We start from the raw sequence: 20,092 nt of genomic DNA on the forward strand, positions 1-20,092 counted from the left end.
CCCCAGGCACGGAAGTTGCTGTCGCCAACTCCATAACCCTAAACATCCTTCTCAGGAATCCGCCGTGCGACCCTCCGGCTCTCAACGCATCGTCAAGGTGCGCCGCGATTACAACAGTCTGGTCGCCGACGAGACCATGGAGGACTACGCCTTACGCTTCACGCCGAAATCCTTTCGCAAGTGGTCGGAATTCCGCATCGCCAACACCGCTGTCGGTGCAGTTTCGTTTCTGGCGCTGGAAGCCATCGGCGGCGCGCTGGTCATGAGTTACGGCTTCACCAACACCTTGTGGGCGATCCTCGCCACGGCGCTGGTGATTTTCCTCACCGGCCTGCCGATCAGCTACTACGCGGCCCGCTACGGCGTGGACATGGACTTGCTGACCCGTGGCGCGGGCTTTGGCTACATCGGTTCGACCATTACTTCGCTGATCTACGCCAGTTTCACCTTCCTGTTTTTCGCCCTCGAAGCGGCAATCATGGCCTTGGCCATCGAGCTGTATTTCCACATTCCACTAGCCATGGCCTATGTGATTTGCTCGATCATCGTCATCCCGCTGGTGGCCTACGGCATCACCCTGATCAGCCGTCTCCAGATGTGGTCGCAACCGTTGTGGCTGACCTTGTTGCTGGTGCCCTACATCTTCGTGATCTGGAAAAACCCCGAAGCGCTCTCCGACCTGACCAGTTTTGCCGGGCGTGAAGGCGAAGGCGGCACCTTCAATCTGCTGTTTTTTGGTGCAGCGTTCAGCGTGGCGCTGTCGTTAGTGACACAGATTGGCGAACAGGTGGACTACCTGCGCTTCCTGCCGGAGAAAACCCGCAAAAACCGCAAGCGCTGGTGGGCCGCGCTGCTCATGGCCGGGCCGGGCTGGATCATTCCCGGCGCGATCAAGATCATGGCGGGCGCGTTCCTGGCGTTTCTCGCCCTGCAACACGAAGTGCCCATCGAACGCGCCGCCGAGCCGACGCAGATGTATCTGGTCGCGTTTCGCTATGTGTTCAGCTCGCCGGAATGGGCGCTGGCGGCCATGGTGCTGTTCGTGATCATTTCCCAGATCAAGATCAACCTGACCAATGCTTACGCCGGTTCCCTGGCCTGGTCGAACTTCTTCGCCAGGGTCACACACAGCCATCCCGGACGTGTCGTGTGGCTGGTGTTCAACGTGGCGATTGCCCTGATCCTCATGGAATTGGGGGTCTTCGACGCCATTGAACAAGTGCTCGGTCTGTACGCCAACGTGGCCATCGCCTGGATCGGCACGCTGGTTGCCGATCTGGTGATCAACAAACCGCTGGGCCTGTCGCCCAAATACATCGAATTCAAGCGCGCGCACTTGTACGACATCAATCCGGTGGGCGTCGGCGCTATGTCGATTGCCTCGCTGCTGTCGATCAGTGCCCATTTCGGGGCATTCGGCGCCCTGGCGCAGACCGCCCCGCCGCTGATTTCCCTGACCACCGCGCTGATCGTCGCACCGCTGATCGCCTGGTGGACCAAGGGCAAGTACTACATCGCCCGCACCAGCGACCCGTTGCAGCTGTTTCCCCTCGGCCAGCAGACCAGCCTGCGCTGCGGCCTGTGCAGTAATGAATTCGAAACCCCGGACATGGCGTATTGCCCGGCCTACAGCTCGCCGATCTGTTCGCTGTGCTGCTCCCTCGACGCGCGTTGCGCCGACCAATGCAAAAGCCGCGCGCGCCTGTCGATGCAGTTTGAAGACGCCATCAGCCGACTGTTGCCGAAATTACCACTGCACTACCTGCACACCCGACTCGCCCAGTATCTGGGTTTGCTGACGGTGTTGTTGCTAACGATATCCGGCGCGCTGGCGGTGATTTACGGTCAGGTTTCCCACAGCCTGATCGACCAGTCTCCGACGGTGCATCACACGCTTTTCCTGGCGTTCCTCAAGGCGTTTTTCACCCTGTGCGTGTTCGCTGGAATCCTCGCCTGGTGGGTGGTGCTGACCCGGGAAAGCCGCCGCGTCGCCCTGGAAGAGTCGGATCGCCAGACCTCATTGCTGATGCAGGAAATCGCCGCCCACGACAAGACCGACCAAGCCCTGCAAAAAGCCAAGGAAGCCTCCGAGGCTGCCAATGCGGCGAAGAGCCGCTACGTCACCGGGCTGTCCCACGAGTTGCGTACGCCGCTGAACAGTATTCTCGGTTTCACCCAGATTTTACAACGCGACGCCGCAACTCCCGCCCACCAGCAAGACCCGTTGGCGACCATTCTGCGCAGCAGCTCGCATCTGCTGTCGTTGATCGACGGCCTGCTGGATGTGGCCAAGATCGAAGCGGGCAAGTTGCGTCTGGAACCTTCGGAAATCCTCTTTCAGGAATTCCTCCACGACCTCGAACATATGTTCGCCCCCACCGCCCGGGAAAAAGGCCTGGGCTTTCGCCTGGACGTGGTCGGCCGCATGCCCGCCGTGGTGCGCGGCGATGAGAAACGCGTACGGCAAATCCTGATCAACCTGCTGGGCAACGCGGTGAATTTCACCGACAGCGGTGAAGTCTGCCTACGGGTCAGCTATCGGCGGGAAACCGCGATTTTCGACATCGTGGACACCGGCATCGGCATCGCCCCACAACAGATCGAACGGATTTTCCAGCCGTTCGAGCGCGGCGGACTGGTTCGCCAGGACAACGGCGTCGGCCTGGGTTTGACCATCACCCGCATGCTCACCTCGTTGATGGGCGGCGCGCTGTCGGTGACCAGCCAGCCTGACGAAGGCACGCATTTTCAGGTACGGCTGTTTCTCTCCGAAGTGCGTGTGCCCAAGGCGGTGATCCATGTCGATCACGATGTGATGGGCTACGAAGGTCCACGCCGACTGGTGCTGGTGGTGGACGACCACATTGAACATCGCAAGGTCATCAGCGGCATGCTCACACCGTTGGGTTTTGAGGTCGCCCAAGCGGCCAATGGCCAGGAAGCGATTCGTCAGGTGTCATTGCTGCATCCGGATCTGATCCTCATGGACCTGTCGATGCCGGACATGGACGGCTGGGAAACCAGCCGCCTGATCCGCCGCAACGCGCTGTCGCTGGCGCCGATCATCATTATTTCCGCCAACGCCAACCCCTTCGCCGACGACAAGGAGCGCAGTCTTCCCGAGGTCTGCAACGATTACCTGGCCAAACCGGTGCATATCCAGCAACTGCTCGACCGCATGCAGCATCACCTGCAACTGCACTGGCTGCGCCGGCTGCGCCCCGCGCCACTGATCAAACTGCCCTGGACGCTGCCGCCGCGTCAGGATCTGGAAGATCTGTACGAACTCTGTGGCTTGGGTTATGTGCGCGGCATTCAAGCCAAACTCGACGCCATCGAACGTGACAGCCAGCACAGCGCCAGCTTTGTCGCCGACCTGCGGATGCTCGCCAAAGGCTTCCGACTCGATGAACTCAGCCTGCAACTCAAGGAGGCCCTCAATGAACGCCCTGACTCAACCCGCTGAAAACGGTGTGATCCTGATTGTCGACGACACGCCGGACAATCTGGCTTTGCTCTCCGACGCGCTTGATGAAGCTGGCTACATGGTCCTCGTCGCACTGGACGGCACCAGCGCCCTGAACCGCATCCAGCGTCGCCGCCCGGACCTGATCCTGCTCGACGCCATGATGCCCGGCCTCGACGGCTTCGAAACCTGCCGACGCATCAAAGCCCAGCCCGACACCGCCAACATCCCGGTGCTGTTCATGACCGCCCTGACCGACAGCGAACACGTGGTCAAAGGCTTCGAAGCCGGTGCCATCGACTACGTGACCAAACCCATCATCTGCAACGAAGTCCTGGCCCGCGTCGCCTCCCACCTGCGCACCGCCCGCATCCTGCAATCGGCACGCAACGCCTCACAATCCGCCAGCCTGGGCTTCAACGACAAACCCGCCTACGGCAAACTCTCCAGCCGCTTCCAACTCACCGAACGCGAAATCGAAGTACTGCGCTGGGTCGCCTGCGGCAAAACCAACAAAGACATCGGCGACATCCTCCAACTCAGCCCCCGCACCGTGAACAAACACCTGGAGCATATTTATATAAAGCTTGGGGTCGAGACGAGAACGGCGGCGACATCGGTGGCGTTGGCGGCGATGACGGATAGGGTTTGAAAGTAGGCTACTGTTCGGTAGCCCGGCTTTTATTGTTTGTAGGCCATACATTTAAACTCGCGTTTTAGGTAACGCCCGAATTTCGTAACTCTCCGCTTCCAGTTCTAGCTGACCATAATAGAAAGCGCCTTGATATTGGCTGCTTACCATGACTCTGGCGCAATCAAGCTCGGCAGAATCCTTCACCCGACTAAATTCCAGAAGCGCACCGCCCCGGAAAATACAGTCTGCTGAAACGGGTTCGTTGTCACGGTTGTAGAAGTTGAATTTTTGTATACCGTTTATTTTAAAGGTGAAGGGTTGATATGGATTATGATTATCGTCCAGCGTTGTTAAGCTCAGCTCGAATGCATCGCTTTTGAAAACCCTTTCCAGACGCATCCGCTTAAGCGATAAAAATACGCGTAAGGTTGGGCTGAAAGCGCGCGATTGGAGTGGCTGGCAAAATACATAGAAAAGATCAATCACGGGTTTTAACGCAGCAAAACCGAACGCGAAAGCGGCCAGTGACGCAAGAAGCATCCCGACAGGTGCGCAAGCACCGCGCCGCCGTGCGACTCTATAAGTGCAAACATCAGGATCACGTATAGGCTCTGATACAACCCAGAAGGTGGCAACGCAAAAAGTTGTGAATAGCAAAAATATCCATAGCGTCCTCTCTACATTTTCAAGGCGTTCCCAACGTTCACCAAGGCGAAGATTTTTTAAACTCATAAGACTTAGTCCACATACCGAACATGCCGCGCCATCAGGTTCGGGCGTTTGAAGGTGTCGATGTTGTCGATATTTTCTAGCAGCTGGATTAGCTGCTGCTTGTAGGTTTCATCGTCCATGTCGATCCAGAAGCGCGGGTTGCGGCCGGTTTTCAGGTCGTGGGCGGCGGTGGTCGGGTCCAGGTGGCGAAACTCTTCATAGCGCGGCAAATCCGGCAGCGGGCGGCTGGTGTCCATGTAGTTCTGCAGGAAATCCCACAAAGCGCAGGGCATTTGCCAGCGGTTATCCAGGTTCACCAACGACGAGAAATTGATCACGATGTCCCTATAACGGTGGGCGATGCACAACACATGATTCATCGAACCCTGCCGATCCGGCCCCGACTCCAGATAAGCATCGAACTCGTAAAACGGCGCAGTAATTTCGCCAATAGTGCCGTTCTTTTTGTATTCGCCGTTATTGTTGTAATCGAATAGCGTGACCAGACCGGTGCGGCGGTTTAGCTCCCAGATGGGGCCTCGGGAGGGTTTTACCCAGAGCTTGGGGAATTTCCTCAAGATTAATGAGGCTGCGGCCCATGCTACATATAACGGAAGCATCGTCACGTAAAACGTTTCATCGAACAAACCCCATAATGCCTCGAAATAAGGCTCGCGAGACTTTGCTGCTAATGCAAGCGCAGTAAGAATGTATATGGGAGTAAATATCAGAGACCACCCTTTCCCAAAAATATACAAGTACGACCAAAATTGGGAGCGTGAAGACCAGAGCGAAAACCTGAACCGCTCATGGTCGTGCCGATCATGAAAATCTACATGTTCGTAAGGCGCAGGAACGTAAGTACCGGCCGCAATTTTCTCTTGGCGTTCTTTACGCATATCTTCACGAAAACGTAGGTTGTTCGGCGAGCGCCGTCGCATAAATGCGTCCGGTGCAAGGCTCAGCGCCCGCCCCCACGGTAAGCGCTTTTTGCTAAAACGCCTGAGCCATGACCGCTCCGTTGAAGCTTGTTGCTTAGGAATGCCGTCTGAACGATAAGCGGTATCTGCATAGTAAGGCGTCTTCTGGGTACTCATTTCGCGGTCTTCGCCCGATTCTCGGTTTCGTCGGCCCAGAACAGCCGTTTGGTAACTTCAAAATCGGGTCTGGCGTAAGTCGACCCGAAGGGGGTTGGATCTTTGGGCGGTGGCGCCGGAAAGACCCAGGTACGCTGCCCGTCATTGAGCGACAATTGAGCGCGCACGCGCCATACGTGATAGACCTCGGGCAAGTTTTGCGCAGGTTCCGCCTTATAGGAGAAAGGTGTTTTGACGAACAGCTCCAGGGCGCCCGGCAATAGCCGATAGGCAACTGGCGTTACAGCTATCTGCGAGCTGCTGGTCTTGCTGCGGTCGCTGTATTGATCGAAAAAGACTTCAAAGCTTTTCAGATTGAGGAAAGCCTGAGTCCCGAACTCGCCCGGTCCATTCAATAACCCGCTCAAATTACTTTCAATACGAATTCGCGTATTGGCGCTGCGCACCGGAAAAGGTACCGTGGCGCGAAAATCCAGCAGGCCGTCAGCAACGTATTCAGGGTTGCGGTCGATACTGATTCGGATATCGGCGAACAGACTGACCAGATAGTAGAAGGCATTCTGAGGGTCTTGCAGGTGTGGCGCGACATTATGCTGATCGTCGCCAAAGGGCCCTTTTTTTAGCCAGTCGTCGATGGGCTTGCTGCTCAGCCAGTACGACAATCCTGCGCCAGTGGCAATCAATAACAGCGCAGCCCAACCCATAGGACTCAAACCAAGGAAGGTGCTGCCCCCAGCGACAACACTACCCAAAGCCGCCGTCAACCCGCCGGAAGCCATGACTAGTTGGCCTATATAGGCATCATCACCCCACCTGTAGGAATGCCACGCGTCGTAAATACTGATCCCGGTAAAAAGCAAACCTGCTCCAATCTGGCTGAACAAGCGAGCGCTGTACTCCTTAACTAGATACTCGCTTAAGGGACCCAGAAGCCGCTCCGCGAATGCTTCCGGAATGGTAAGCACAGTTTTGCGTCCAGCTGCCAAGACAGAATTACTACCAGCCAGCTTCACAGTCAGCGCCTCGAATGCGATAGCCAAATCAAGTCCCGCGCCCGCAACCCCGACAAAGCCACGAAGCCCCTCCTTCTCCCTAACCGTCTGTTCCCATCCGTCAAACTCATTACTCAGATTGTAAATCTCCAACCCCACAATCAGACCCGCCACGATCACCGAATCCAACACGCGAAAAGCCGTACTGTCCCGCATCGAATCCCGCAGCTTGATCGCACTCTCCAGCCCACTCAGCTTGTCTGCCTTGTCCGCCGCGCGCTTGGCCACGTCTTGTTGCCAAGCGTCGTTAAACCGTTGATTGAGTCGGCTAACTGTCATGGCCGTACGGTGGTTGCGCGGGATGCCGAGCACGATTCGTTCTGGGGGCAGATCCGGCTGCGGCCGAGCAAAACCGTGATCCTCGGCGGGGGATTTCATGACGCCATTCTGGTTGCGATAAACCCCGTATGCCTGTGCAGAGCGGCCGATGTTCTCGGGCATGTCGTCCAGGCCGAAAACGTAATAGGCCTTTCTCCGGGCGTCAGCGTGAGACAGGAAGTGCAGGTCGCCAAAGGTTTGCGGCAACATGCCGCGCAGTTGGGCGAGGCTGCGTCGATGCGCCGCTTCGTTCAGTCGAAAGCGTTTGGCAGCAGGGTCTTGCAGTGCAATGTGTTGCGCGCCATGGACCGCTCGTTCGGCGGCTTCGAGGGCGCCTTGCAGGTTTTCATTGATCGCGACCAGCGCAGCCGCGCCGGCCTTCGCTTCAAGGGTCAGGGTAGTATTGAGGCCCCCGCTTTTCAGCAAACTCGCCAAAAACATTGCATCGATCGTCGAGTACGCACCAGCGGGAGCAACACTGTCCTGTTCGGTACTGGCCAGTTCCGTCGCCCGAAAAGTGCCGTCGCCTTGATTGACCTCCGGGTTGGCGGGTGCCTGATATGGCGCGTCGAGATCCTGTTGCCCGGCATCCGGCCAGAGCATGCGGTGCATTGGATGTTGCGGGTCATTGCTGACGTGGGCGATCCACTGTTGGCCGACGCTGGCGTCGGGGCTGTAGAGGCTGAGGCCGGTCATGGCGTCGGTGATGTCGCCGCTGGCGGCCAACGGGTCGTAGCCCGACGGGCCCAGCGCCAGGGTGACGAACAGTTGGCTGACAAAATGAAAAGCCGCCGCGTATTTGAAGCCATCGAGGCTCAGGTGGTCGGCGAGGCATTGTTCAGTCTGCCGTTGTTGCAGGCACTCGCTGAGCAGCGATTGGCTCATTTCCTGCTGACGCCACAGCTGGGCGCGTTCGCTGCTGGCGGTGAAGCGGTTGATATCCAGCCGGCTCTTTTCCTTGAGCATGTCGAGTTGCTGATGCAGCGGGTTCTTCTTGCCGCCGATGGATTGCGGAACAATCAGTTGTTGCACCAGCAAGGCGCTGGCGTGATGCGGATAGCGCTGCGCCCGCTCGCCGCACAGTTCCAGCAGGTGACGCTGGTCATAAATCCGGGTGCTCAGATGCCGCAGGCGGTACTGGGTGTCGAGCAGCATCACGCCGTAGAGCGCGCGGGATCGCGCCGTTTGCAACACGTCTGCCGCAGGCGGTTGAGCCGTCCACAGGCCCGCATCGCCTTGGGTATTCGGGTCGACGATGTGCTCAAGGCATTGTGCCCAGGCGCCGATTTCCAGCGGCAATGGCACGTAAGGCGCGGTCCCCGCTTCACATAGCCGCACATGTTTGCGGGCAGCGCTGAATGCATTTGCCAGAAACTCTCCGCTCAGGTCGCACAGGTAGCGCGCTGGCTGGTCGATCATCCACTCAAAACCGGTCTGGCGCGCGCGTTGCGGGGCCGGGACTGACAGCGGAAAAGCGCCGCGATTGAGGTTCAACCAGGTGATATGGGCTCTACTGGCCGCAGCCTGATTCTCCTTGTCACGCACATCAAAATTGCTGAAAGCGTCCAGCATGGCCACGCCATCCGGTCGGTTGGCAAAGACCGTTTTGGAGCGTTCTTTCGAGACCCGCAGGTCCGGGCTTTGACAGCGCTGACGACGCAACGCCGAGTCGCTTTCCAGACGCTGCAATCGAGCCCCGCTCAGCTGCACTTCGCTGAAACACAGTTGCGCGTCTACCGGTCGATCATTCCAGTTGGATGGTAACCAGATGTCGTCCAAAGCCTTGCCGGTAGCGAGGCGCGCTTCGTCGCCGAATCCCTCACCCTCGCGAAATTTCTCCAGTTCGATATCGTGATAGGTGGTGCGCTCGTCGCTGATCCGGACTTCCAGTTCACGCCACAGCCTGCCGTCGACGAAGACATAAATAAACCCGGCGCGGCACAACACGGGAGTGCCATGATCGTGAGCGCTGTTGACGCCGGGCAGGGCCACAAAGGGCAGCACCGGGACGATCTGGTTCCACTGTTGATCGAGTTGCCTCTTCGTAATGCGGGTTTCCGGAAGCGGCAACAGGATCGGCTTGCCCTGTGTGGTCTCGATTTCCAGCATCAGGCGATGCTTGGGCTCGCCGGACCAGTCCCAGACATGCAAGGCGCTGGGCGCGCACATGTAAGCGGTGACGATTTCGGGACGGTCTTGCGCGGTAACTGCATCCAGCCGTTTGCTGGCGTCTTTCTCGTAGAAAGCCAGGCGTTGGGTCGAAGGATGATGCGTGCCAACCACCTGAACGATGAGTTTGTTGATTTCGCAGCACGGGCCACGGCTCAGGGTGCCAACGGGATTAGGCATGTCAGGACTCCTGTCCGGTCGAAGGTTGTTGGAGATGGGATTGCAGGTAGACGGAGCGCTCTTGCTGCTGGCGTTCCAGCGCTTGCTGCTGGCCGCTGCTCAACGCTGATTGATGACCAACAGCCAGTGCCTGCCACCCGTTGGCCGCCAGGTTTTCCAGCGCGTGCCACTTCATCTGCCCTGTCGCTTTATCCGCCCAGCTACCGCCATACCAGCTCAGGTGCGTCAGCGGTCCCAGCCAGAATTTCAGTTCGCTGGCGGTACATGCGGGGAAGAAATAGCTCGCAGTGGTGGGGTTCGAATAGCGCAGCACGCCCTTGCGGTTTTGGTCGATATTGAGGAACAGGATCTGCCGTAAATGAGCCAGCACTGCGGTTGTCGAATGTTCGCTGCGCAGAATCAGGCCGGGCCATTGCTCGGGGGCTTGCTGGATCGCGGCGAACAGTTTCGAACCGTCGTCCTTGACCAGCAAAGGGCTCTGCTCGTCATAGGCCGCCAATGGCGTTGAGTCGAAGAGCCGGGTCAAGTCAGGCAGCGCAACCTGCCGATAAAGGTTGGGTAGCAGATGCTCGGTGCGCTCCAGCAACAACCACGCGTTCATTGCTTGCCTCCCGCGCCCAGTGCTTGCGCGCATGGGCAGTCCGGCAACGGACATTCCATAGGCGTCTTGCCTTGCGGCTTCTGGCATAGCTCGACAATCGGCGCATCACCCGCCAACACCGCAGGCAATGCCGCGCTGATACCCTGGCTGTCCGGTGGCAAAGAAGCAGACGCAGCGAGCGCAGTCTGTTTTGCAACGGCCATCGGCATTCCAGGCACTGCGGGCAGCCCCGGCATCGGCGCACCACCCAGGAAGATCGGCACGCTACTGAAAATCCCTACGGGTGTGATATTGATCCACTGTCCGCCGGCTTTGATGGTCGCAGTCATGCCTGCATCAATAACCACGTCCAGCTTCGAGTTGAGATGCACCTGCCCGGCTGCACTGACCAGATAACTTGATGCGCTGATGTGCTGATTGCCCACCACCGTCAGGGAATCGTCTGCCAAGACCTGTGTCTTGCGCGGTCCGAGGGTCAGGTGATGTTCTTCGCCTTGCAGTTCATGGCTGGACAGCCCCGTGACCAGGACGCTGCGCTGGTTGTCGACCTGGATCGACTGGTCGTTGAGCACATGTTCTTTCCAGTCGCGTTGCGCGCGGATGGCGATTTCTTCCTGGCCCTGGCGGTCCTCGATTTTCAGTTCGTTATAACCACCGCCGCCGGGGCTACTGTGGGTCTTGAGCAAAGTCTGGGTTTTCTGCGCGGGCAGGTCCAGCGGGATGCGCGTGCTGGCGTTGGGCAGGCAGGCCTGCACGTAAGGCTGGTCGGGATCGGCCTCGAAATAACCGATCACCACTTCCATGCCGACCCGAGGAATCATCGCCGTGCCGTATTGGTCGTGGGCCCAGCCGGTGGCGACCCGCAGCCAGCAACTGGCGTGTTCGTCTTGCACACCTTCGCGGTCCCAGTAGAACTTGACCTTGACCCGACCGTACGCATCGCAATGAATCTCTTCGCCCGGCGGGCCGCTGACGATGGCGTGTTGGCTGCCAAGAATGCGCGGTTTGGGATGTTTCAGTGGCGGGCGAAACGGCGTCAGGCCGGGGATCGCTTCGAAGCGGTTTTGGTAGCCCTGACTGAACTCGCCGGGCTGCGCGGCGCGGTCGCTGTATTCTTCCAGCACCTGCGGCTGTTTGCCTTCATGAACCACGGAAACCAGCAGCCACTGGGCATTCCAGTCCTCACGGGGATGCTCGGCGAGGGTCAGCAGATGGCCGCTGAGCAGGGCCGGCTGATCGCTTTTGCCGCTGGCCAGTTGATAGTCGCTGCGATGCCGTTCCAGCACGGTTTGCGCCTGACGCGCGCCGATCTGCCGGTCATTGAACGGCGCCGGATACCGATAATCCTCAAGGTCCACGCGCCCGTCCGCCAGCTTCGCACTGGCCAGCATGTCGATCCCGGGTTGTTCGAAATCGTAGGTCTGGCGACTGACTTTGCCGGTGCGGGTGGCGAGGCGCACGCTGAAGGCGTTGATCACCGGCGCTTGGGCCACCAGCCCGTTGCCTTGCAGGTAGGCCGTAGGATGTTTCAGGTTGGGCAGTGCGACAGGATCGTCGGCGAAGATCAGCAGGTGCCGATCGCGGCTGTGCTCAAAGTGGAAGGACAAACCCTCTTCTTCGCACAGGCGACGTAGGAAATGCAGGTCGGTTTCGTGGTACTGGGTGCAGTAGTCGCGCGGCGGGCAGCTTTTGCTGCTCAGGCGGAACGCAAACTCATCGGCGAGAATGCCGTGGTCCTTGAGCACCAGGGCGATGATTTCCGGCACGCTCTTATTCTGGAAAATCCGGTGATTGTGCCGATGCTCCAGGCGCAGCAGATTCGGCACCAGCCGGATGAAATAGTGGGTGAAACGCTTGCCGGAATCGCCTTGGGCAATCTCGCCGATCTGCCCGTGCAGCCCGTTGCCCACAGCGTCAAAGGCCAGAAACGCCTGCCGATGCAGCAGGTCTTCAAGCGCGAGGTTGGCCCGTTCGCTGACCAGCTCGATACGCACACTGAAGGGCCGGCTGACGGCCTCTTTAGCGGTGAAACTCAGGACGCGAAGCTGATGCTCAACCCCCGCGATATCCAGCGTGAACGTGGCTTGGTTGGCGGGGGTGAGCATGGGCAAGTCCTTGGCCTGGGGAAAGGCAGAACTTTGCGCGTCGACAACCAATGTGTAAGTCGGAATCGTGGGACGTTAGTTGTGGGATGTTTCCTAAAGAGGATGCGATCTGGCCCTATCCAATCCGAGATCAAACATTCCCCAAACGAAACCCCCGCCGCGTTGCCCAACGTATTGACCCCCATCGCAACGGAGACTGCCCAGATGACTCAGGAATCGAAACGCAAAGACCTGGACCACAAACCGGAAAATGCCGGCAAGGTTGGCGAGGACAACAAGCAACTTAATCAGCAGGGCGAGCAGCCGCGTCCCGGTACGCCACCGGATCCGAAGCAGCGTCCGAAAGACGCTTGAATCCTTGGGTTCAAAGCAGGCCTTGCTCGGCGCAGACCTTGACGATCTGTTCGCGGAACCATGCGTTGGCTTCATCCTGCGTGGCCTGTTCACTCCAGACCATGTTCAGGGTAAAACCGGGCAAGTCGGCGGGCAGTTCGCACACTGCAACCCAGGGTTCATTACCCAGCAGGGTCTGGATACGCCGGGGCATGGTCAACACAAAATCGGTGTCGACCACCATTTGCAGGGCGGCGGTGTAGCTGTTGGCGCGAGCCATGATCTGGCGCTGCAGATCCTGACGTTGCAGCCAGGCGTCCACCAGATTGGTGTCGGAAGTCCAGGTGACGGGGTAGACGTGGGGGCGCGCCGCAAAAGTTTTGGCGTCGATGGCGGCCGTCGCTGGCGCGAACTCGCGGTCCATGACGCAGACCAGATCATCCTCCAGCAGGACTTGGGACATCAGCCCTGTAGGAATACGCTCGAAATCCGGACTGAAACACAGCGCCAGATCAATAATGTTGTCCCGCAGACCGTCGACCGGCAGTTCTTTTTCAAGGGTGCGGACTTCGACGGTGACCGCGTAGCCAGAGGCAATGAAACTGCGCATCAGATGGGGCAGCACCAGCAACTGGAAAAATTCTGGCGCACAGACGGTGAACATGGTTTGACGGTTCGCCGGATCGAACAGTTCCAGGCCGGATTGGCACAGTTCGAAACGCTGCAGGATCAGCAGCACATGACCATGCATGGCGCTGGCCTTGCGGGTCGGGCGCATGCCATTGCGGGTGCAGATGAACAGTTCGTCGTCAAAGTGCGTGCGCAGCTTTTTCAAGCTGTTGCTGACGGCAGCCTGGCTGACATCCAGCACGTCCGCCACCAGGGTGAGGTTGCGCTGCTCGTACATCGCAACGAAAACCGTCAGATCCTGCATATCCACCTTTTTCGGCACATTATTGTTGTTGTGCATGGACTACTTCCAGACGCCGCGACCGGGAAATCAGGTCAGCCCGAAGACAATAACATCAAAGTGCAATCACGCTCCATCTAGACCTTCGGCGTGTCGACGCCCACACCGAAAGCCGCCGGTCCGGGCGGCCGCTACCTCTTTGACCCCTTCTACACCCAGCCACCACGCGTGCCCTCGGTTCGGGTAATCCATGTAGAACGGCTGCCCCATTTGCGGCGTGGTGATGGAGACATTTTTCTCCCACGCCAGGGCAAGAATTCGGTCGAACGGTTCATGCCAGGCATGCATCGCCAGGTCGAACGTGCCGTTGTGGATCGGCAACAGCCATTTGCCCCGCAGGTCGATATGCGCCTGGAGGGTTTCTTCCGGCTGCATGTGCACGTTGGGCCAATCGACGTTGTAGGCGCCGGTTTCCATCAGGGTCAGATCGAATGGTCCGTACTGCTCGCCAATGGTCTTGAAGCCATCGAAGTAGCCGGTATCGCCGCTGAAAAAGATCCGCTGGCGCTCGTCATGCATGACCCATGAGGCCCACATCGTGCGATTGCCGTCACGCAACGAACGTCCGGAAAAATGCTGCGCCGGGGTCGCGACGAAGTGCATGCCGTGCACTTCTGTCGACTGCCACCAATCCAGTTGCCGCACCTTCTCGGCAGGCACGCCCCACTCGATCAAGGTATCGCCCACGCCGAGCGGCGTGAGGAAATGCTCGGTCTTGGCCATCAATGCCTTGATGGTCATGTGGTCCAGGTGGTCGTAATGATTGTGGGAAAGGATCACCGCCTTGAGCGGCGGTAATTCTTCAAGGCTGATCGGTGGCCGATGAAAACGTTTCGGCCCGGCCCATTGCACTGGCGAAGCGCGTTCGGCGAACACCGGATCGGTCAGCCAGAACACCCCGTGCAATTTGAGCAGCACCGTGGAGTGACCCAGCCGAAACACACTGTTGTCCGGCGCGGCAAGCAATTGCTGGCGCGACACCGGCTGGACCGGAATTTCGCCGGCCGGGCGTGTGAATTTGGGCTTGTTGAACACCGCATCCCAGAACACTCCCAGCGTCCGAAAAAACCCCAGGCGGGTCATGGACGCCTTGTTGCGGTAGCGGCCTTCATGCTTCTGCAAGGTCGGCAAGGCTTGGGCTGGCGAGGTCGGATTGGTTTTGGCCATGATTTGCTGACTCCTGGATAGTTCGTCAATCCTGTCGAGCCATTAAACACTGGCGACGGTGACAACGATGTGTAACAGTGCTTTACACTACACGGTGTAGTTTTAAGCTTGCATGAATCAAGATGACAAGTAAACTGCTGAGTGTAATTTTCTCTAAACGCCTGTTTGAAGCGAGACCTATGACAGCTCCCCTGCGCCTCACCGACCGAAAACGCGAAGCTATTGTCCTGGCAGCCATTGCCGAGTTTCGCGAGCACGGTTTCGAAGTGACCAGCATGGATCGCATTGCGGCGCGGGCAGAAGTGTCAAAACGCACGGTATACAACCACTTCCCCAGCAAGGAAGAGTTATTCGCGGAAATCCTTCAGCGGCTCTGGCACCGGATCGGCGAGCTGCCTGACTCGGCGTATCGGTCCGGCGTCGACCTGCGCCAACAGCTGCGCGCCATGTTGCAGAGCAAAATGCGCACCCTCAGTGACAGCAATTGTCTGGATCTGGCCCGGGTAGCCTTGGGCGCGACCATTCATTCACCGGAACGCGCCCAGGCCTGGCTGGCGCGTCTGGATGAGCGTGAGGAAACCTTCAGCGCCTGGATTCGTGCCGCGCAGGCCGATGGCCGAGTGAAAACTGCCGACCCGACCTTTGCCGCCAACCAGATGCATGCCCTGCTCAAGGCCTTTGCGTTCTGGCCTCAGGTCACGTTTAACGAACCCGTACTGAGCGCCGACAAGCAACGGGATGTGATCGAATCAGCCTTGGATCTGTTTCTCGGCTGGTATGAAATCCCGGCCGACGCCACCGCTACGCCGACTTAAGCCTGACCTTCTGCGACCCGCTCGACGATGGCGCGACGTTGGGCCATCGCTTGCTGGCCGCGCTCCCGCGCAAGGGCGAGCACTTCAGCTGGCGCGGTATCGGGATGACCGGCGTTGAACGGCGGCGCGGGAGCATATTCAAGTTGCAGCTGGACCGTCTGGGCATGCAGCTCATCGAACAGCTCGCTGGCCAGGGTCAGGGCGAAATCGATGCCGGCTGTCACGCCGCCTCCGGTCATCAGGTTGCCGTCGCGCACCACTCGCTCATGCACGGCAATGGCGCCAAACTTCTCCAGCAAGTCATGTGACGCCCAATGCGTCGTCGCGCGCTTGCCTTGCAACAATCCCGCAGCCCCCAGCACCAGCGCGCCGGTACATACCGAGGTCAGGTATTTCACGGTCGCGCCCTGCCGCTTGATAAACGCCAGGGTCTCGGCGTCTTCCAGCAACACATCGATGCCCTTGCCACCGGGAATACACAGCACATCCAGCGCGGGGCAGTCGGTAAAGGTCTGCGTCGGTTGCAACGCCAGGCCGGTGCTGGACAGCAGCGGGTCGAGATTTTTCCACACCAAATGCACGCGCACATCGGGCAGCGTCGCGAATACTTCGTAAGGGCCGGTCAGGTCCAGCTGCTGCACGCTTGGGAAAACCAGCAAACCTATATGAAGGGTCATGGGTAGCTCCGTTTCAAGATTGATATCAGAAGTGGACGCATCTAAAGTAGCCCGTCTGGATTTGGCGGGTACGCCATACAACCCACCAATCACGCCAATTTTTCTCCCGATTTTCTTCGATGAGTGCCAGCATGACCGACTCGCCAAAGACCGTGCACATCCTCGCGTTCCCGAACGTGCAATTGCTGGACGTTTGCGGCCCCTTGCAAGTCTTCGCCTCGGCCAATCTCCAGGCGGCTCAGCAAGGCATGCCGCCCGCCTATGGGCTGAAGGTGATTGCCGTCGCACAACACGGCGTAGAGTCTTCCGCTGGTCTGGGCCTGCAAACCTGGCCGTTGCCGGATGCCGACGAGCCCACCCATACCCTGATCGTCGCCGGTGGTCGCGGCGTGCATGTGGCCGCAACCGATCCGCAGCTGGTGCAATGGCTGCGAATTCGTGCGCAAAGCGCGCGGCGCGTGGCATCGGTGTGTACCGGTGCTTTCCTGCTGGCGGCAACCGGGCTGCTGGACGGTCGTGCGGTGGTCACTCACTGGAATAGTTGCGAAGAACTGGCGCGGCGTTTTCCGGCCCTGCGGGTCGATCCTGATCCGATTTTCCTCAATGACCAGCACTTCTGGACATCTGCCGGGGTGACCGCCGGGATTGACCTGGCCTTGGCGCTGGTGGAAGCAGATCTCGGTCATGCCATGGCGCTGGCGGTCGCTCGGGACCTGGTGGTGTTTCTCAAGCGTCCGGGCGGCCAATCGCAGTTCAGCAACGCACTTTCCTTGCAGACCAGCGGCGGCGATACACGGTTCGCCAGCCTGCACGCCTGGGTCAACGAGCATCTGGCCGGCGACCTTTCAGTGTCGACGCTGGCGGCGCAGGCGGGAATGAGTGAGCGCAGTTTCGTCCGCCACTATCGCGCCCAGACCGGCAGCACTCCCGCCAAGGCCGTCGAACAGCTGCGTGTCGAAGCGGCGCGTCGCCTGCTGGCGGACAGCACAATGCCCGTCAAGCGTATCGCCGTGCGCTGCGGCTTTGGCACAGAAGAAACCCTGCGCCGCAGCCTGCTACGAGCGCTGGCGGTGACGCCGCAGGCTTATCGCGAGCGGTTCAGCAGGGTTTGAAGCTGGATGTACGTAGGCATCAACGCCTCGCTGTAGGAGCCAACTTGTTGGCGAGGCCTCGTTTCAGAAGCTTCGCGAGCAAGCTCGCTCCCACAGGTGGAATGCGGTCATCCCGTGGGACCGGTTTTATCCGGGAAGGCGTCGGTGCAGACGCCACATCTGCAGCACCTGTGGGTGGCCCTCAAACGTAGAATCTCCCACACAAGTTCGCTCCCGCAGATTTGACATCGCCTCAAGGAAATTAATTTTCATTTATTGATATTTATTTCAGTTTTCGTGTAAATTAATTTCATAACGAAAACAGAGATAACAATAATGATTACCTGTGATCGCACCATCTGCTGCACCTTTGCTCCGTCCTGCGAGCCTTTAGCGATACCTCTGCCGAGATCTTCTGGAACGCCGCTGCCTTGATGGGTTAACGCCCACTGAGTTGCGTTTTTCAAACCTCCCTCTTGAGCAAGGAACCGCTGTATGCCGCCCTCTTCTGGCCTGTCGCTGCTGATTTACGCTGCTGTCGCGATCATCGCCCTGATTGTCCTGATCGCGCGTTATCGTCTTAATCCATTCATTGTCATCACGCTTATATCCATTGGCCTGGCGCTGGTCGCCGGTATGCCGGCCACCGGCGTGGTCTCGGCCTATGAAGGCGGCGTCGGCAAAACCCTTGGGCACATCGCGCTGGTGGTGGCGTTGGGCACCATGCTTGGCAAGATGATGGCCGAATCAGGCGGTGCCGAGCAGGTGGCGCGCACGCTGATCGACCGCTTCGGCGAGCGCAATGCCCACTGGGCGATGGTTTGCATCGCATTCCTGGTCGGCCTGCCGCTATTCTTCGAAGTCGGCTTCGTGCTGTTGGTGCCGATTGCCTTCACCGTGGCGCGTCGCGTCGGGGTGTCGATTCTGATGGTCGGCTTGCCGATGGTGGCCGGTTTGTCGGTGGTGCACGCCTTGGTGCCGCCGCATCCCGCCGCGATGCTGGCGGTGCTGGCGTATCAGGCGTCAGTGGGGCAAACGCTGTTCTACGCGATTCTGGTCGGCATTCCGACGGCGATTATCGCCGGGCCGCTCTACGCCAAATTCATCGTGCCGCGTATCCAGCTGGCCGACGATAATCCGCTGGCCAAGCAGTTTCTGGACCGCGAACCGCGCGCGAAACTGCCCAGCTTCGGCCTGACCATGACCACGATTCTGCTGCCGGTGGTGTTGATGTTGCTGGGCGGTTGGGCCAACCTGATCAGCACGCCGGGCAGCGCCTTCAACAGCTTCCTGCTGTTCGTCGGCAACTCGGTGATCGCCCTGCTGCTGGCGACATTGCTGAGCTTCTGGACGCTGGGTATCGCTCAGGGTTTCAGCCGCGACTCGATCCTGAAATTCACTAATGAATGCCTGGCCCCCACCGCGAGCATTACGCTGTTGGTCGGCGCGGGTGGCGGTTTGAACCGGATTCTGGTCGACAGTGGTGTGACCAACGAAATCGTTGGCCTGGCTCAGGATTTCCATCTGTCGCCGCTGCTCATGGGCTGGCTGTTTGCGGCCTTGATGCGCATCGCCACCGGCTCGGCAACGGTGGCAATGACCACCGCATCAGGTATTGTCGCCCCCGTTGCGCTGGGGCTTGGTTATCCGCACCCGGAACTGCTGGTGTTGGCCACCGGCGCAGGCTCGGTGATTTTTTCCCACGTCAACGACGGTGGTTTCTGGCTTATCAAGGAGTATTTCAACATGACCGTGGCGCAAACCTTCAAGACCTGGACGGTGCTGGAGACGCTGATTTCCGTGATCGCGTTCGCCTTCACCCTGGTTCTGGCGCAGGTACTCTGAGTGGACATTCTTTACCAGATCCGCGCGCGCCAGGATTCATTCAGCGCCGGTGAAGGACGCATCGCCAAACTGATTCTCAGCGATGTGGCCTTCGCCGCCAGTGCCAGCCTGGAAGAACTGGCGGCGCAGGCCGAAGTCAGCAGCGCTACGTTGTCGCGGTTCGCCCGCAGCGTGGGTTGCCGTGATTTGCGCGACCTGCGCCTGCAACTGGCTCAGGCCACCGGGGTTGGCAGCCGGTTTCTGAACCCGGAACGCGCACCCGAGCAATCGGCCTTTTTCAGCCAGATCGTCAGCGACATTGAATCGACGTTGCGCCAACACCTGGCGGGTTTCGACGAAGCGCGCTTCGCAGCGGCCGTTGGCCTGTTGAGCGGCGCGCGAATGATCCACGCGTTTGGCATGGGCGGCTGCTCCAGCCTGTGCAGCGAAGAACTGCAAACCCGACTGGTACGCCTCGGCTATCCCATCGCCGCCTGTCGTGATCCGGTGATGATGCGTTTGATCGCCGCCACGCTGGGCGCCGAACAGAGTCTGATTGCCTGCTCGCTGAGCGGTCGCACTCCGGAACTGCTGGAAGCCGTGAAGCTGGCGCGCAGCTATGGCACGAAAATTCTGGCGATTACCTTGCCCGATTCGCCTTTGGCGCAGCTCGCCGACGTGCTGCTGCCCCTGCAAATCGCCGAAACCAATTTCATCTACAAACCCACGGCAGCGCGCTACGGCATGCTGCTGACCATCGACGTGCTGGCCACTGAACTGGCCCTGGTCGCCCCTGAAGAAAATCAGGAACGCCTGCGGCGGATCAAGCTCGCCCTCGATGACTACCGCGGCGGCGAAGATGGCTTGCCGCTTGGAGACTGA

At 59.2% G+C, this 20,092-nt stretch carries 16 protein-coding genes; 7 read left to right on the forward strand and 9 right to left on the reverse strand.

The genetic code is table 11. From position 1 onward, the window contains the following. Positions 1-64 precede the first annotated feature (64 nt). Together AABC73_RS19410 and AABC73_RS19415 are read left to right on the forward strand one after the other, a co-directional pair. A complete protein-coding gene (locus tag AABC73_RS19410) occupies positions 65-3,466 on the forward strand; it encodes an ATP-binding protein (RefSeq protein WP_341520538.1) in 3,402 nt (1,133 codons plus the stop codon). Further along, positions 3,441-4,118: a response regulator gene (locus AABC73_RS19415; protein WP_020294152.1), complete on the forward strand. Its 678-nt coding sequence runs from the start codon at positions 3,441-3,443 to the stop codon at positions 4,116-4,118. Before AABC73_RS19410 ends, AABC73_RS19415 begins: the two co-directional genes overlap by 26 nt. Positions 4,119-4,169: 51 nt before the next feature. Here AABC73_RS19415 and AABC73_RS19420 read toward each other — a convergent pair whose 3' ends face one another. The 5 genes from AABC73_RS19420 to AABC73_RS19440 are packed head-to-tail and all read right to left on the reverse strand — an operon-like array spanning position 4,170 to position 12,333. Continuing rightward, complete coding sequence (locus AABC73_RS19420) at positions 4,170-4,832, reverse strand: hypothetical protein (protein ID WP_341520539.1); 663 nt, start codon at positions 4,830-4,832, stop codon at positions 4,170-4,172. 5 nt (positions 4,833-4,837) lie between these two features. Continuing rightward, a complete protein-coding gene (locus AABC73_RS19425) occupies positions 4,838-5,908 on the reverse strand; it encodes a hypothetical protein (RefSeq protein WP_341520540.1) in 1,071 nt (356 codons plus the stop codon). Next, positions 5,905-9,627, reverse strand: a complete 3,723-nt coding sequence (locus AABC73_RS19430; protein WP_341520541.1) for a hypothetical protein — start codon at positions 9,625-9,627, stop codon at positions 5,905-5,907. Before AABC73_RS19430 ends, AABC73_RS19425 begins: the two co-directional genes overlap by 4 nt. 1 nt (position 9,628) lies before the next feature. After that, positions 9,629-10,228, reverse strand: coding sequence for a DUF4123 domain-containing protein (locus AABC73_RS19435; RefSeq protein WP_341520542.1), 600 nt, complete (start codon positions 10,226-10,228; stop codon positions 9,629-9,631). Then, complete coding sequence (locus AABC73_RS19440) at positions 10,225-12,333, reverse strand: type VI secretion system tip protein VgrG (protein WP_341520543.1); 2,109 nt, start codon at positions 12,331-12,333, stop codon at positions 10,225-10,227. The genes AABC73_RS19435 and AABC73_RS19440 overlap by 4 nt, the downstream gene beginning before the upstream one ends. A 204-nt stretch (positions 12,334-12,537) precedes the next feature. Between AABC73_RS19440 and AABC73_RS19445 the strand changes: the two genes are divergently transcribed. Next, complete coding sequence (locus AABC73_RS19445) at positions 12,538-12,687, forward strand: hypothetical protein (protein ID WP_341520544.1); 150 nt, start codon at positions 12,538-12,540, stop codon at positions 12,685-12,687. 10 nt (positions 12,688-12,697) lie between these two features. Here AABC73_RS19445 and AABC73_RS19450 read toward each other — a convergent pair whose 3' ends face one another. Then, on the reverse strand, positions 12,698-13,636 hold the full coding sequence (locus AABC73_RS19450; RefSeq protein WP_341520545.1) for a LysR family transcriptional regulator: 939 nt from the start codon (positions 13,634-13,636) through the stop codon (positions 12,698-12,700). 66 nt (positions 13,637-13,702) lie between these two features. Next, positions 13,703-14,803, reverse strand: a complete 1,101-nt coding sequence (locus AABC73_RS19455; protein ID WP_341520546.1) for an MBL fold metallo-hydrolase — start codon at positions 14,801-14,803, stop codon at positions 13,703-13,705. A gap of 179 nt (positions 14,804-14,982) precedes the next feature. Between AABC73_RS19455 and AABC73_RS19460 the strand changes: the two genes are divergently transcribed. Then, complete coding sequence (locus tag AABC73_RS19460) at positions 14,983-15,618, forward strand: TetR/AcrR family transcriptional regulator (protein WP_341520547.1); 636 nt, start codon at positions 14,983-14,985, stop codon at positions 15,616-15,618. Here the strand turns inward: AABC73_RS19460 and AABC73_RS19465 are convergent. Continuing rightward, positions 15,615-16,295 carry a DJ-1/PfpI family protein gene (locus AABC73_RS19465; RefSeq protein WP_341520548.1) on the reverse strand — a complete coding sequence of 227 codons (681 nt, stop codon included), beginning with the start codon at positions 16,293-16,295 and terminating at the stop codon, positions 15,615-15,617. The two genes, AABC73_RS19460 and AABC73_RS19465, sit on opposite strands and share 4 nt — an antisense overlap. A gap of 131 nt (positions 16,296-16,426) precedes the next feature. On the opposite strand from AABC73_RS19465, the gene AABC73_RS19470 reads away from it, so the two are divergent. Then, a complete protein-coding gene (locus tag AABC73_RS19470) occupies positions 16,427-17,407 on the forward strand; it encodes a GlxA family transcriptional regulator (protein WP_341520549.1) in 981 nt (326 codons plus the stop codon). A 248-nt stretch (positions 17,408-17,655) separates the two neighbouring features. On the opposite strand, the gene AABC73_RS19475 is transcribed toward AABC73_RS19470, so the two are convergent. After that, entirely contained in the window at positions 17,656-17,853 is a 198-nt protein-coding gene (locus AABC73_RS19475) for a hypothetical protein (protein ID WP_341520550.1), read from the reverse strand. A 28-nt stretch (positions 17,854-17,881) separates the two neighbouring features. Here AABC73_RS19475 and AABC73_RS19480 point away from each other — a divergent pair, with 28 nt between their 5' ends. Then, the gene (locus AABC73_RS19480; protein ID WP_341520551.1) at positions 17,882-19,231 is read left to right on the forward strand and encodes a gluconate:H+ symporter; all 1,350 of its coding nucleotides are present in this window, start codon (positions 17,882-17,884) and stop codon (positions 19,229-19,231) included. Next, positions 19,232-20,092: a MurR/RpiR family transcriptional regulator gene (locus AABC73_RS19485; RefSeq protein ID WP_331150061.1), complete on the forward strand. Its 861-nt coding sequence runs from the start codon at positions 19,232-19,234 to the stop codon at positions 20,090-20,092.

This window comes from Pseudomonas sp. G.S.17, from assembly GCF_038096165.1.
GTDB lineage: Bacteria > Pseudomonadota > Gammaproteobacteria > Pseudomonadales > Pseudomonadaceae > Aquipseudomonas.

Bases quoted from the DNA above. Each gene is read 5' to 3' on its own strand.
- AABC73_RS19470 (WP_341520549.1), top strand. From the start codon at position 16,427: ATGACCGACTCGCCAAAGACCGTGCACATCCTCGCGTTCCCGAACGTG.
- AABC73_RS19440 (WP_341520543.1), bottom strand. From the start codon at position 12,333: ATGCTCACCCCCGCCAACCAAGCCACGTTCACGCTGGATATCGCGGGG.
- AABC73_RS19415 (WP_020294152.1), top strand. From the start codon at position 3,441: ATGAACGCCCTGACTCAACCCGCTGAAAACGGTGTGATCCTGATTGTC.
- AABC73_RS19420 (WP_341520539.1), bottom strand. From the start codon at position 4,832: ATGAGTTTAAAAAATCTTCGCCTTGGTGAACGTTGGGAACGCCTTGAA.
- AABC73_RS19465 (WP_341520548.1), bottom strand. From the start codon at position 16,295: ATGACCCTTCATATAGGTTTGCTGGTTTTCCCAAGCGTGCAGCAGCTG.
- AABC73_RS19460 (WP_341520547.1), top strand. From the start codon at position 14,983: ATGACAGCTCCCCTGCGCCTCACCGACCGAAAACGCGAAGCTATTGTC.
- AABC73_RS19455 (WP_341520546.1), bottom strand. From the start codon at position 14,803: ATGGCCAAAACCAATCCGACCTCGCCAGCCCAAGCCTTGCCGACCTTG.
- AABC73_RS19445 (WP_341520544.1), top strand. From the start codon at position 12,538: ATGACTCAGGAATCGAAACGCAAAGACCTGGACCACAAACCGGAAAAT.
- AABC73_RS19425 (WP_341520540.1), bottom strand. From the start codon at position 5,908: ATGAGTACCCAGAAGACGCCTTACTATGCAGATACCGCTTATCGTTCA.
- AABC73_RS19430 (WP_341520541.1), bottom strand. From the start codon at position 9,627: ATGCCTAATCCCGTTGGCACCCTGAGCCGTGGCCCGTGCTGCGAAATC.
- AABC73_RS19435 (WP_341520542.1), bottom strand. From the start codon at position 10,228: ATGAACGCGTGGTTGTTGCTGGAGCGCACCGAGCATCTGCTACCCAAC.
- AABC73_RS19450 (WP_341520545.1), bottom strand. From the start codon at position 13,636: ATGCACAACAACAATAATGTGCCGAAAAAGGTGGATATGCAGGATCTG.
- AABC73_RS19480 (WP_341520551.1), top strand. From the start codon at position 17,882: ATGCCGCCCTCTTCTGGCCTGTCGCTGCTGATTTACGCTGCTGTCGCG.